The 12597-nt window shown below is 41.8% G+C and carries 14 protein-coding genes; 3 read left to right on the top strand and 11 right to left on the bottom strand.

Annotation, left to right across the window (positions count from 1 at the left end):
- The first annotated feature begins 58 nt into the window (after positions 1–58).
- The 3 genes from AC1MCB_RS10070 to AC1MCB_RS10060 all read left to right on the top strand — a co-directional run bounded on the left by AC1MCB_RS10070 (position 59) and on the right by AC1MCB_RS10060 (position 3934).
- Complete coding sequence (locus tag AC1MCB_RS10070; RefSeq protein ID WP_479968622.1) at positions 59–478, top strand: Fur family transcriptional regulator; 420 nt, start codon at positions 59–61, stop codon at positions 476–478.
- Between the two features lie 80 nt (positions 479–558).
- On the top strand, positions 559–2559 hold the full coding sequence (locus tag AC1MCB_RS10065; protein ID WP_479968621.1) for a heavy metal translocating P-type ATPase: 2001 nt from the start codon (positions 559–561) through the stop codon (positions 2557–2559).
- 697 nt (positions 2560–3256) lie between these two features.
- Positions 3257–3934 carry an MCP four helix bundle domain-containing protein gene (locus tag AC1MCB_RS10060; protein ID WP_479968620.1) on the top strand — a complete coding sequence of 226 codons (678 nt, stop codon included), beginning with the start codon at positions 3257–3259 and terminating at the stop codon, positions 3932–3934.
- An 82-nt stretch (positions 3935–4016) separates the two neighbouring features.
- Here the strand turns inward: AC1MCB_RS10060 and AC1MCB_RS10055 are convergent, their stop codons facing one another.
- From AC1MCB_RS10055 to AC1MCB_RS10005, 11 genes are all read right to left on the bottom strand, one after another.
- Positions 4017–4487: an RrF2 family transcriptional regulator gene (locus tag AC1MCB_RS10055; protein ID WP_479968619.1), complete on the bottom strand. Its 471-nt coding sequence runs from the start codon at positions 4485–4487 to the stop codon at positions 4017–4019.
- A gap of 254 nt (positions 4488–4741) precedes the next feature.
- Positions 4742–5137 (bottom strand): group III truncated hemoglobin, encoded by a 396-nt coding sequence (locus tag AC1MCB_RS10050; protein WP_479968618.1) that lies wholly within the window; start codon positions 5135–5137, stop codon positions 4742–4744.
- Positions 5137–5550 (bottom strand): cytochrome C, encoded by a 414-nt coding sequence (locus tag AC1MCB_RS10045; protein ID WP_479968617.1) that lies wholly within the window; start codon positions 5548–5550, stop codon positions 5137–5139. The genes AC1MCB_RS10050 and AC1MCB_RS10045 overlap by 1 nt, the downstream gene beginning before the upstream one ends.
- Positions 5547–5810, bottom strand: coding sequence for a hypothetical protein (locus tag AC1MCB_RS10040; RefSeq protein ID WP_479968616.1), 264 nt, complete (start codon positions 5808–5810; stop codon positions 5547–5549). The genes AC1MCB_RS10045 and AC1MCB_RS10040 overlap by 4 nt, the downstream gene beginning before the upstream one ends.
- Before the next feature lie 10 nt (positions 5811–5820).
- A complete protein-coding gene (locus AC1MCB_RS10035; protein WP_479968615.1) occupies positions 5821–6831 on the bottom strand; it encodes a cytochrome c in 1011 nt (336 codons plus the stop codon).
- Between the two features lie 50 nt (positions 6832–6881).
- Positions 6882–8759, bottom strand: a complete 1878-nt coding sequence (locus tag AC1MCB_RS10030) for a cbb3-type cytochrome c oxidase subunit I (RefSeq protein WP_479968614.1) — start codon at positions 8757–8759, stop codon at positions 6882–6884.
- Positions 8760–8911: 152 nt separating this feature from the next.
- Positions 8912–9418, bottom strand: a complete 507-nt coding sequence (locus AC1MCB_RS10025) for a DUF488 domain-containing protein (RefSeq protein ID WP_479968613.1) — start codon at positions 9416–9418, stop codon at positions 8912–8914.
- 51 nt (positions 9419–9469) lie between these two features.
- The gene (folE, locus tag AC1MCB_RS10020; RefSeq protein WP_479968612.1) at positions 9470–10165 is read right to left on the bottom strand and encodes a GTP cyclohydrolase I FolE; all 696 of its coding nucleotides are present in this window, start codon (positions 10163–10165) and stop codon (positions 9470–9472) included.
- Between the two features lie 17 nt (positions 10166–10182).
- A complete protein-coding gene (locus AC1MCB_RS10015; protein ID WP_479968611.1) occupies positions 10183–10902 on the bottom strand; it encodes an FAD-binding oxidoreductase in 720 nt (239 codons plus the stop codon).
- A 265-nt stretch (positions 10903–11167) separates the two neighbouring features.
- Entirely contained in the window at positions 11168–12067 is a 900-nt protein-coding gene (locus AC1MCB_RS10010) for an SdiA-regulated domain-containing protein (protein WP_479968610.1), read from the bottom strand.
- Between the two features lie 50 nt (positions 12068–12117).
- Complete coding sequence (locus AC1MCB_RS10005; protein ID WP_479968609.1) at positions 12118–12561, bottom strand: PepSY-like domain-containing protein; 444 nt, start codon at positions 12559–12561, stop codon at positions 12118–12120.
- Positions 12562–12597: the final 36 nt, after the last annotated feature.

The raw sequence follows: 12597 nt of genomic DNA, 5'->3' as shown, positions 1-12597 counted from the left end.
ATAGAAGCAAAACTCAAATGGTTGCCATAACAAAGGTGTAGAAATAACCTACCATGAAATGAACGCAGAACTCGAAGCTTTATTAGAAGCTAAAAACATAAATCCAACCGCTATGCGTTTGCTCGTACTGGATTTTTTGTTGCAACAGTCTGCTTCAGTTAGTTTAACAGATCTCGAGAAAGCGATGTACCCGGCAGACCGTATAACGTTATATCGAACCCTTAAAACTTTCCAGGAGAAAGGTCTTGTTCACAGTATTGATGATGGCACTGGTTCGGCAAAATTTGCGCTTTGCAAAAACCAGTGCGATGATCATCGCCACAATGATCTTCATGTCCATTTCTATTGTACTATCTGTAATGGCACATTCTGTTTAGACAAATTAGCCATCCCTAATATTAGCCTTCCCACGCAATTTGAAGTGCAGGAAATGAGCCTGCTGGTGAAAGGCATCTGCGATAATTGTTCGTCGCAATAATTGCAACTTCATTGCAGCGGCCTATATCATACCTTTACATTACATCAGGTAATTAAAAGGGTGTGAATAAACAGACTGAAATGACGAAGAATAGCGACGAACACTTCCATATAACAGAGCAGGATAATCAACTAACAGAAGAGGTTGAAATCTTACCTGGTGAACCCGGTTTAACCCATGAAGAACACACTCATGACCATGACGGCCATAGCCACGGTAGTTCATCGGGTTGGCGCAGTCGCTGGAACTTGCTTACCGCTTTGGCAATTCTGCTGCTTATGCAGATCCTGGAGTATGGGTTTCAAATAAAGATTAATTCGCTTGTAGAATTATTTATTTATCTCTCCGCTTATCTATTGGCCGGTTATCAGGTTCTTGACATGGCTTGGCGAAAAGCAAAACGCTTTGATTTTTTTAACGAATTCTTTTTAATGAGTGTTGCTACACTGGGTGCATTTGCGATCGGGGCTTACAGCGAAGGGGTTGCCGTGATGGTTTTTTATTCTATTGGCGAGTGGTTTCAAGATAGTGCGGTAAATAAGGCTAAAACCAGTATCAAGGCACTGCTCGATATTCGCCCGGATAGTGTTGAGGTATTAAGAAATGGCCAGGCACAGACATTAAAGCCAGCCCTTGTTGTAGTTGGAGAGTTGATCAGGGTGAAGGCAGGCGAGAGGGTAGCGCTGGACGGAGATCTTCAATCTGAAAAAGCCTCATTTAATACAGCAGCCCTTACGGGTGAAAGTATCCCTGCTACTAAACATTTCGGCGATCAGGTACTCGCCGGGATGATCAACCAGAATTCTGTTGCCGAAGTTCGAGTAACAGCGCTGTTCAGAGATAGTAAGCTAAGCAGAATTCTTAGTATGGTTCAGGATGCATCAGCCCGTAAATCGCAGACACAGTTATTTATTTCTCGCTTCGCAAAGGTATACACGCCAATAGTCTTTGCGCTGGCCGTACTTGTTGTGGTTTTACCGATTTTTCTGGTTGCTCAATACAGCTTTAGCGAATGGTTATACCGCGGGTTGGTCTTTCTCGTAATCAGTTGCCCCTGTGCCCTGGTGGTTTCTATTCCCCTGGGATATTTCGGAGGCATCGGTCTGGCTTCCCGTAACGGGATTCTTTTCAAAGGCGGTAACTTTCTTGATGTGATGACGCGGATTGATACCGTAGTGATGGATAAAACCGGAACCCTTACAAAGGGGGTGTTTAAAGTCCAAAAGGTGATTACAACGAGTAACGTCAGCGAAGAACAGCTGGTTAAGCTGGCAGCTGCACTCGAAAGTCATTCAACTCATCCCGTGGCTATGGCCATAACGGAGTATGCCCGGAACGGACACAAGGACTTGGAAGTGAGTAGTGTGGAGGAGATTTCCGGTCACGGCTTAAAGGGGCAGGTAGAAGGTCAGGAAGTTATAGTTGGGAACGCCAGGATGATGGACTTGTACAAGGTGAAATACCATGATAAGATACATAGCATTACCGACACTATAGTTTTAGTTGCATTTAATAACATTCTGGCCGGTTACATCACTATCGCTGATGAAATTAAGGCAGATGCCAAACAAGCGGTCGCCGATCTTCATCGGCTAAACATTCAAACGGTGATGTTAAGCGGGGATAAGCAAAGCGTAGTCACCGAGGTAGCCGGTTTGCTGAATATTGATCAGGCTTTCGGCGGTTTGCTGCCCGAACATAAAGTCTTTAAAGTTCAGGAGCTGAAAGATCAGGGCAGAAGAATAGCTTTTGTGGGAGATGGTGTAAACGATGCCCCTGTATTAGCCCTGGCTGATGCCGGAATTGCAATGGGGGGTTTAGGCAGCGATGCCGCCATTGAGACCGCGGACATCATTATACAAAATGATCAGCCATCGAAGCTGGTTAGCGCCATCAAAATAGGTCGCATCACCCGAAACATCGTATGGCAGAATATCTTCCTGGCAATGACCATTAAAGTGGCTGTATTGATTTTAGGTGCTAGTGGAGTTGCAAGCCTATGGGAGGCCGTAATTGCCGACGTAGGTGTCGCCCTGTTGGCTATTTTAAACGCCGTTAGGATTCAAAAAATTAAATTGTAAGGTTTATCTTAATAATTTCTGCTTTCTTACATTCCAATCTGCATCAGCTCAAATGCAAAACATAATATCTTCAAACTAACAAAAGTTAGTACCGCTAACACTATCCGCCGGTAAGTTTAATTCTGTTGCAAGACCAGTCGGTTATTCTAAGAGTAACAGAGGATCTGGATGGCTGCCTTTTCGACAGGACAATTTTCTTAAATGTCTCAATCAAGCTTATGTTTTTTTCTGTTTTGAAAGCGGGCAAAATTTGTCAAATTTTTAATAGAAATTGCTTTATACAGGTTCCGGGCTTAATCGGGTTTCCTAGTAGTTTCCTAGTAGTTTCCTAGTAGTTTCGTAGTAGTTTCCTAGTAGCTTGCTAGTAGTTTTTTACTACCAAACCTTAATGATCCCATAACCATCCCACTCTTAAGAATTTTGAATTGATTTACTTTACCGGCGGGCGTCAGGATGCAGCTCGATGGGGACCATTTTTTAAGCTCAACCATCAGGCTTATTGACCTGTGTTGAGGTAGATAAAAACAACCTTTGTGGCGGTAAATTGATTGACTACAATTTAATATGGCCAGGCGTCCTGATTATCCCAACTCGATCCTGTGAAACTGCATGATCTTTCTTATTTCGCTTCTTGCGTCCCGGCTAAACGAAATTCGATTATTACTATCTTCACCCAAATTATTTTATACCTGTTAACATGAAATGGGCATTCGCAATACAAAATAAGATCCGTGTGGCAATCGCATTAGCAGTTTTGATGCTGTTTATAATTATTTTTAGTCTGATGGAATCTTATAATATCAACCGGATAGCCAAATCGTTCAATTCCATCTACGAGGACCGGCTGATACCTGCGGTTGACTTGTATTCAATCGCTAATCATATTCAGAATAAGCGCACTCATTTATTCACCTTTCTCTTCACCAATAAAATAGATGAAAATGAAGTGAGGATTTACCTGGCCAATACGAATAAGAGTTTGGACAGCCTCATCAGCAAGTATGAGCGCACGCACCTGGTAAAAGCTGAAACGGATCATCTGCAGAATTTGAAAAAGAACCTTAAAAATTTTCAAAGGGATGAATTGATGCTTATTAATTCAGCCGGCTTAAATAAAGAAGTAGCTAAAGACTTGTTCCTAAGTACTACTCTCCAATTATATGATGAACTTGATAAAGATCTTGGAGAATTAACGAAGGTTCAGACGGAGATCGGAAAAGAGCTATTGTCCGAATCGTCGAAGAGCCAGGCTAGCTCTACCTTTATCACCAACTTACAATTTGCTATAACCATCATCCTGGGTATAATAATCATGATCCTTATTATGACCGGAAAACAGGTAATGGTGAAACAGGAAAAGTATAAGCTGAATTAGAGAGTTGAACGGCTCAGGTGCTTTCACGAATCCTGTTAATTTCTTTATGCTAGTTTAATCTAAAAAAGGTTTTGAAGTAAGTTTAGCACTCTAAAATTATATCCTTCGTAGATTCGAGCTGTAAGCTGCTTAAAAATGAGCCACCGGCATTCAGATCTGTTGCTAATGATCCAATCGTGGTTTTTTGAAATACTTGTAAAAGTGTTTCGCGAACTGCCTTGTACTTAAAATGCATAGGACAAGGGTGTTTCTCTGAGCAATTTTTAAGCCCGAAGCCACACTCCTTAAACACCGACATTCCATCAATAGCCTTCACAACATTTATTACTGGCTGTTCCAGTTGATATTGCTCGATGTAAAATCCTCCATAAGGGCCTTTAAGGGAGGTGATAATGCGGTGCTTGTTTAACATTTGCAAAATTTTAGCGGTAAAAGCTTCCGGGGCCTCTATTTCCCGGGCAATTTCCTTTACACCCATTTTCACTCCATCATTAGCCTTTGACGCCACAAAAACAGTGGCTCTTAATCCATATTTGCAACTTTTTGAAATCATATCATTTGTGTCTGTCGGGATGTTTTACAAAAGATTTAGTAAAATGAAAGTCACGCAAAATAGTTAAAATCCAGATCGCGTAACAGTTCTGGCGGCTGAGCGAACCTAAATCAATTTGAGTAAAAAGCGTTTAGCCCCATTTCGATTGTCCGCGTCAGCGCGATTTTGTAACCGACTACCTATCTTAAAAAGTGTAAAAGTAACTTGGTATCTGGAGAGTAATCAAAGCTCTGGGAATAGCTAATCATTCCCGTTTATACCAATGTAATCACGTTATTGCCAGCTATATTTGATAACCTTCTGGCAAAATTACCAGCCATAATTAACGCCCTTTTTTTGGCATCATCTGCAACCGGACCTTCAAAGTTTTCATCGATGGTTTGATTAAACATATTAATCCAGCGAGTAAAGTGTTCAGTTGTTAATTGCATGGTCGCATGTTTGGCGAACGGATTACCTATATAACCTTTTTGACCGAACAAAGCTGCGTTCCAAAAGCTGTACATTTTTTCAAGGTGCGGCTGCCAGTAGGAGGATAACCGGAAATTAAAGATCGGTGCAAGTAGTTCATCCATTGCTACTTTATCATAGAAAATATCAACCAGTATCTTGATGTCCTCTATCCCTTCGATGTCTTTTTTTATTTTCATCAGGTAGTACGTAAAAATAAGTTCGTAACCAGGTAGTAGATAGCCCAGCCACCAAAAATGATATGAAGCAGCCAAACCCAGGTTGGAATGCTGCGCGGCGTCTCACTCCCTTCAATCAGAAATTTTTTCTGATCGCCCTTACCGTACGCGCTGATCATGATTGGCTGGACCCCATCAATTATATCATGGTCGCTTAAGCCTTCAATAGAGATGTCGGGGCCGTTACGGACAACAAAAGGTATTTTCCGCAGTCCTTCTTTTCCGTTTGGATCTTTGCTCACGATACGTAAGAAATGTTCGCCATCTACCAGCTTACTTGTATCCAGTTCAAAATTAACGGGCGATAAAAACTCACCGACAGGTTGTGGATCATCGTCAATAAAAATAAATATTGAACTTTTTTCTTCTATCATGTCAATTCGTTTAATACAGTGTTTTTAATATGGTTTGCATCCTTTTCACCGGGTTTCAGCAAATATTTGATACTGAAAGCCAGGGTCACCAGAACAATTATTGTCGTGGCCCATACAATTATATAATCCAGGGTGTTTTGAGGTCCGGTTCCGTGCGATATGCCTTTTAGAAGTGCAGGCTGTTGTTTTTCGCAAGCCGGACATGCCATCGCAGCTAACTGAATCGTCATAAATAGGAATAATAAGCTGATCTTTCTCATAGCCTCGATCTTATTTTTTGCTAACCAGTTCGATGATCTTTTTCACTTCCGCAGCAGGAAGCTTGACTCCATTGTTGCCCCAGCTAGTTCGTTCATGATTTATGATAGCGGAGATCTCTTCAGGCGATAGGTTAGCCGCAGTACCAACACCAGGCATTACGGCAAACTCGGGGCGTGCATCGTAGCCGTTCATAATGATGTCAATCAGGAGTTCAGAGTTTGCATCCATAAGGATTTTACTTCCCTTTAACGGAGGGAAAGCACCTTTGAGTCCTTCTCCGTTAGCTTGGTGACAGCTCTGGCAATGTGTTGAGTATAATGAGGCACCGTCCAGTGCCGGTTCACCCGCATCCGATCCGGAAGTTGCCTGGCTAAGGGTTGGCTCTTTTTTGTAGAGAAATTCGGGTACGTCAGCAGTCTTATAAAGTTTGGCTTGTTTTAAGCTTTGCAGGTACGCTACCAGTTGCATTGCTTCTTTCCGTGCCACTATTTTACCTTTAACATTTTTTCTAAATTCATCCGGTACATTAATTTCTACATCACCACGGGCCAGTTCATTTTTCACTTCAAATAAAAACTTATATGCCGGCATGATTGACTGCCCCACCACTGCCCTGGGCTGATAAAGATGAAGCAGATGCCAGTCGACACTGGGCTGCCTTGTACCAATATTGGTCAGGTCCGGGCCAGTACGTTCAGTTCCCATTAAGGTGGCGGTGTTTCGCCATAAGTCTGTTCGTTCGTTTGCTGCATAGTCGGCAGCTACTCCGGGCCGGCTTCCCCAGACTTTGTCCATATCTACGTTCCTTACCATTTGGGTATGACAAGCTACGCAGCCGTTAGCTATAAATATGGCTTTACCAGCAGTCGCATCTAAGCTCAACGGTTCGCTGCCAGGTAATGGCTTGTTGATATTTTGGTTATTAATTGCAGGTAAAATCGCAACCATTATGGTTAGGAAGAGGAATAAAGCAAATGCTGTCAGGTATAGCTTTTTGTAATCGTTAAAGTAATCCATCATGAATATTTAATATTGCCGATAATTGTTCACCATTTATAAAGCTGATTAAATCAGATTTTTTTGTCTTCAAAATCGATTAACTCATAGCCGTCTGCGCCCATCTTATCTATCGCTTCAGCGTTTATGTTAATAGTTTTGTGATAGACGATCATCTTATACATATTATAAGCAAATATCAGGTGGGATAGCCACATCAGAGTGCCTCCAATAGCTCTCCATAACCAGTAGGGAAACATCATGACCACGCTGTCGATAAATGGTTTGCCTTCCATCCACTGCAGGCCTCTTAGGGTGCCGCCATACATGAGCGGGATTGTATAGAACATTAAGCCGGTAAATGCCATCCAGAAGTGCAGGCCTACCGCCAGTTGCGGCGGCTCTTGTCGCGTGAGCCTTGGTACAATCGCATAGATACTTCCCCAAAGAAAGAAAGCAATGATGCCGTACATGGTCAGGTGCGAGTGTGCAACCGTGAAGTCAGTGAAGTGCCACAGCAGGTTGGTGTATCTAAATGCTTCAGCGGTCCCTTGAAGGGATCCGGTGAAATAAAAAATGGTACCTACCAGGAAGAAAGGAAGAGTATAGCTGCCTGAGATTTTATGCCAGCCACCTTTAAAGGTCATGAGAAAGTTGGTTGTTCCGGCAACTACAGGTATCACCATACCGGCACTGCCAACAATTGCCACCGTTTGCAGAGACCATGGAATAGCGCTGAAAACGAAGTGATGAGTACCTATTACGGTATAGAAAAAAATTTGAGACCAAAAGGCAAGAATACCCAGGCTATAAGAAAAAATGGGCCTGTTTAATTGTTGGGGTAGAAAATAATAAACTAAACCCAGTGTAAACAGCATAAACCACATGCCTACGCCCTGATGCATATAGTAACCCTGGATAATTGTCTCGCCTAATCCATTTTGCCAGACAGGAACGTAGGCAACTATGGAAATGGTTATAGCAAAAATCACTGCTGCCACGATGTACCAGTTCGAAACGTAAATTTCACGGGTCTTGCGACGGGCAACTGTTCGGAGAAAATTGACTAGTGTAATGATGAGGCCTATTCCAAACAGAAGTTGAATGGGCCAGATATATTCCCGGTATTCGCCTCCACCGTTGTTAATTCCGGCCATTAAAGAAAGGGTACCAAGAGTGACAGATGCATTAATTAAAATCAAAGTCCACCAACCCATTTTGAGGCTGGCAATGGGCGCATTGCCCACACGGGGTACTACATAATAGCCCAGGCCTAACATAGCCAGCGAACTCCATCCCCAAAAAACTGCATTCGTATGTACTGGCCTAAGCCGACCGAAGCTTAGCCAGCTGTATGGGTCTACATCAGGAGCGACAAATTTAATTCCCAGGTATTCGCCAACAGAAGTACCAAACACAAGCCAAAAGGTAGCTGTAATGAGAAACCAGATAATCAGTTTTGATAATGGGGGATCTATTTGGGGGCGGTTCAGGCTACGCTTTTTTTCTGCAATAAACCGGATGTTAGCTTTTTGATTTATATTACTGAGTATGCCTCTGCTGTCAACGGTAGTTAATTGTCCGGAAAGTTCGTTTGCAGGCACCGTATAATTTAGAGTTTCCCGCTGTTTCTGGAGCTCCGTTATTTGATCAGCATTTAGAGTTTTAAGATAGGCGGCAAAGCGTTCTGCTTCTTCAAGGTCTTTTGTCGAGTCAACCCGATGTGCAAACTTGTTGATTTTCACAATAAATAACGCTAAAACTGCAAGTAGTGGGATAAGTATTAGCACTATGGTTATTAGAATTCCCGGCTGGCTCATTAACTCCGGTTTGGCCTGTGCATCTTGTGAGAAGGCATTGCAGGAACAAGCTATTAGAACTATTGTAAGTAAGGCCCGGAGTGATTGTGAAGATATAATTACTCCTTTGCTAGAAATCGAAGTTTTTTTCATGAACGGATGTCTATAGGGTAAGGGGTCGCAATGTAATAAAAAAGTCATAAAGGATAAGAATATCCTTTATGAAAATTTAGCATTGAATAAGTTGAAGCTTAAAACCGTGGGGGGAGTAATATATCTGTTCAGAATTTTTCAGGAACCTGTGATCAATGAGTGCTTAAATAGGCGGAGGTGAAGGGATGTTCTACGGCTTTGTCCATCTTCATAATGTGAAGCACTTTCCAGCCATGCTCTTTTAAATGATCCGAAATCAGTGCACGGTGACATCTCCACCAAACGGCTTCGGAACACATGTAAGCAGTACGTTTATGAATAGCTAATTCTGTTAATTTAAAAATTCCCTGCTGGAATGCTTCCGTTTCCATATAATCTGCATAACCTCTGAAGGCTTCGCTTCTCCAGATCATGTTTGTTGAATCAGGCAGCGGCTTACGACGACCTCCCAGTTCAACGATAGAAACATAAGCTATCCCCTGCTGAAGCAAGGATTCCCGAAGTGACTCTTGATTATATTGAGGAAACTTCCGGGAACCCGGGTAGTGACGAACATCGGCAAGCACTTCTATTTGAAAGGATTTAAGGATGGCATGGAACTCTTCAATACTGCGGGTAGAGTGCCCCAGGGTCCATATAGTTTTATCAATAATTTCCAACTTAGAACAATTGGTTGCGGGTTATGCGATGATACAAAATCCTTTCACGGGTTAAACGATATAACGCAGAAATTCAGCTTTTCTGTCGGGCTCTAAAAAAGCGCCGTTATACTCTGCCGTTATCGTACTGCTGTTCACATCTTTAATACCTCTCGAGGCAACACATAAGTGTACAGCATCGATGACAACTGCCACATCATCCGTTTGCAGTACAGTTTTCAATTCGTTCGCAATCTGTATGGTCAGGCGTTCCTGAACTTGTGGCCGCTGGGAGTAATATCGTACAATGCGGTTCAGTTTAGATAATCCAATTACTTTGCCGGAGGAGATATAAGCAATATGTGCCTTACCGATGATGGGAACAAAATGATGCTCACAGTTTGAATAAAGAGTGATATTCTTTTCAATCAGCATTTGGTTATACTGGTATTTATTGTCAAAAAGAGATACTTCCGGTTTGTTGGCAGGATTTAATCCCGCAAAAATCTCCTTCACAAACATTTTGGCTACCCGACGCGGCGTTCCTTTGAGACTGTTATCTGTAAGGTCTAAGCCAAGGGTATGCATAATAGAACTGAAATGACTGGCAATAACTTTGAGTTTTTCGTTATCCGGCATTTCAAAAGCATCGGCTCTTAAGGGAGTGTCAAAGCAAGTTCCGATATGCTCTTCATCCAGGAGTTCTTCCCATTGTAGTAATGAGGTATTTGTAGCTGCAACAGATAACGTATTGTCTTTCTGGCTCATAAAATGGTTTTAGGTGGTTATTCTTCTATAACAATTAGGGATCTATTTACACCCAGATCTAGCAGTGTGTCAACCATGATGCTGACGAATTTATCAGGCCCGCATACATAGTAATGCTGATCTGTTTGCTTGACGAATAGAATAAGTAACGCACGATCAATAAATCTTCCCGGAAGCTTTGGATCGTCGGATATTTCGATAACGTCAAGATAATTATCGCTTAATAGATCTTTCAATTCATCCCCCAGAATAATATCATCTGCGGTACGATTTGCAAACAACAGCGTATTGCCCTCCAGTCTCTGCTCTGATTTAAGCTGGCGTAAAATGGATAAAAATGGAGTAATGCCTGCACCTCCTGCTAAAAACAGTCCTGATCCTTTATAGCGGATGGTGCCAAATACTTCATGCAGGATCAGTTCATCTCCTGCGTTGATTCTGCCAAGCTTTTCGGTTACGCCGTCATGTCCGGTATAGATTTTAATAACAAACTCGAGATGCTCTGATGCGTTGACTGAGGTAAAAGTGAATGGCCTTAATTCTTCTTCCTGACCGGGCTTATTGATTGAAATCTCAGTTGCCTGGCCCGAGATGAAGGTATAGCCCGGGGGTTTCTCGACGACAAAGTGCTTGACATTATGTGTCAGCATTTCAGTTTCTAAAACCCTGACTATATACCTTTTCTGTACCGGTATTGCTGGCTGAGCTTCGACTAATTGATTACTTGAATTGTTCATGGTGAAATTAATTGTTATCTATTAGAGAGAGCTAGTTTAAAAAGGGTTACAATTCAATCACTGGAAGCTTACATCGTATTAGGTGCCAGGACGTCTTGAAAGAGCTTTATCTAAATGTAGGGCAAGATGTATGGTGATCTGGATCACGTCAAAACATTGTGAAGAGGCTGCACAATTTAGGGTTATAGTGCAGCCTCTTCTTAAATGTTACTGCCTGCAGAAAAGTTGACAGGGGGAGAGGGATATAATTGAAAAATCTGGATGACTATTTTAAATCAACCTGCAAGATATTTCCTGCTTTTTTTGTGCCTTCATTTGAGATATAGAGTGTCCCGGTCGGACTGAATGAAATGCCTTCGGGTTGCGAAAACGCTGAATCTTCAAGCTTAATTAATGAAGTGATTGATCCTGTTTTGTCCATTATCAACAATCTGGGGTCACTTCCGTCCGTTATATAAATCTCTCCGGAGGTAGGATGAATGGCGATTTCAGATGGATTAAGACTGCCAGACTTCTTTTTCTTGCCTTTTTTGCTTTTTCCAGCTTCGGACGAGGCAAACAGTTTGTTTAAGAGGTCAATTTTGAGCACAGGCTCCCTTCTCATCTTCTTAGTAGTAAGGTTAAAAGCATAGATGCCTTTGTAATCATCACTTTCCGGTTCTTTACCTTTTACGGATATTAGCAAGCGATTATTTGCTTTATCGAAAGCCATCCCTTCAGTATCTTGTTTTTCTGTCAGGTGGGTTTTATATTGCTTTACAACCGGTTTGCCACTATTATAATTGCTAACTTCAAAAATCTGTCCATCTGCCCTGAGCACATAGGCGGTTGTCCCGTTCAGTGCAAGACCTTCATAGTCTCCAGCAGAGGCAAAGAGAATTTCTTTCTCAATCTTCTCAGTTGAAGTGTTATAAATGAAGATTTTTCCAAGTTCATCCTGAACGCAGGCAAACCGCTGGCCATCTATATACTCATGCCCCGATATCTCTTTCAGTATTTCAGGAACATCCCATTGATTTACGATAGTTATACCGGAATTGTTTTGCTCATTCGGTGGGCTTTCATTGTTTGCTTCTAAAGGCTTTTTGTCAAGAACAAATCTGACCACAAAAGCTGTGGAAAGCAGAATTGCAATAATTGAAATGATGATAATTGGAGTGCGCATAGCCTTGAGTTAATTATTCGTTTGTATAGACTGTGGATTTGGTTGAAAATTTAATCCCAGTAGGAAATTGCTTTTGTTTCTTCACCGGTTTCTGTAAATACAATTCTCTTTTCGGTGAACCGTTTGTCGAGTTCCACCTGGTAGTAAACATTACCGTCTTTTTCAAGCTTGTCAGCTTCATCCAGTTTGAAATCTTTGAACTTGGCGGTTATCTGATCAGTTATCACCTTTGGTAAATCCAGGGTTGATATCTTTTGCTTATGAATGAGAATTTTACCTGCAGAGTTGATCTGCACTTCGTGACCTGCCGTTCCAACTTCAAAATCTGCTTCATAATGATCTTTTTTCTTTTCCCATTCAATATCAACCGCACTTGTAAAGCTGGATTTGAAAGCGTTAAGTACTAGCGACGGGACATCGGCAGCAGAGATATTCTTTCCGCATGAGATCATGGCGAAACTCATAGCAGTTAATAACAAAAATGTCTTTTTCATAATTGGATAGTATTTGAATGAGGGTCAAATATCTAT

This window comes from Daejeonella sp. AP26, from assembly GCF_056680515.1.
Note: the sequence above shows the minus strand (reverse complement) of the source record. Positions and strands in the feature narration are given on the sequence as shown.

What these genes read in the sequence shown, in the direction of transcription:
- AC1MCB_RS10070 (WP_479968622.1), top strand. Translation starts at nt 59, where the DNA reads ATGAACGCAGAACTCGAAGCTTTATTAGAAGCTAAAAACATAAATCCA.
- AC1MCB_RS10065 (WP_479968621.1), top strand. Translation starts at nt 559, where the DNA reads ATGACGAAGAATAGCGACGAACACTTCCATATAACAGAGCAGGATAAT.
- AC1MCB_RS10060 (WP_479968620.1), top strand. Translation starts at nt 3,257, where the DNA reads ATGAAATGGGCATTCGCAATACAAAATAAGATCCGTGTGGCAATCGCA.
- AC1MCB_RS10055 (WP_479968619.1), bottom strand. Translation starts at nt 4,487, where the DNA reads ATGATTTCAAAAAGTTGCAAATATGGATTAAGAGCCACTGTTTTTGTG.
- AC1MCB_RS10050 (WP_479968618.1), bottom strand. Translation starts at nt 5,137, where the DNA reads ATGAAAATAAAAAAAGACATCGAAGGGATAGAGGACATCAAGATACTG.
- AC1MCB_RS10045 (WP_479968617.1), bottom strand. Translation starts at nt 5,550, where the DNA reads ATGATAGAAGAAAAAAGTTCAATATTTATTTTTATTGACGATGATCCA.
- AC1MCB_RS10040 (WP_479968616.1), bottom strand. Translation starts at nt 5,810, where the DNA reads ATGAGAAAGATCAGCTTATTATTCCTATTTATGACGATTCAGTTAGCT.
- AC1MCB_RS10035 (WP_479968615.1), bottom strand. Translation starts at nt 6,831, where the DNA reads ATGATGGATTACTTTAACGATTACAAAAAGCTATACCTGACAGCATTT.
- AC1MCB_RS10030 (WP_479968614.1), bottom strand. Translation starts at nt 8,759, where the DNA reads ATGAAAAAAACTTCGATTTCTAGCAAAGGAGTAATTATATCTTCACAA.
- folE (WP_479968612.1), bottom strand. Translation starts at nt 10,165, where the DNA reads ATGAGCCAGAAAGACAATACGTTATCTGTTGCAGCTACAAATACCTCA.
- AC1MCB_RS10015 (WP_479968611.1), bottom strand. Translation starts at nt 10,902, where the DNA reads ATGAACAATTCAAGTAATCAATTAGTCGAAGCTCAGCCAGCAATACCG.
- AC1MCB_RS10010 (WP_479968610.1), bottom strand. Translation starts at nt 12,067, where the DNA reads ATGCGCACTCCAATTATCATCATTTCAATTATTGCAATTCTGCTTTCC.
- AC1MCB_RS10005 (WP_479968609.1), bottom strand. Translation starts at nt 12,561, where the DNA reads ATGAAAAAGACATTTTTGTTATTAACTGCTATGAGTTTCGCCATGATC.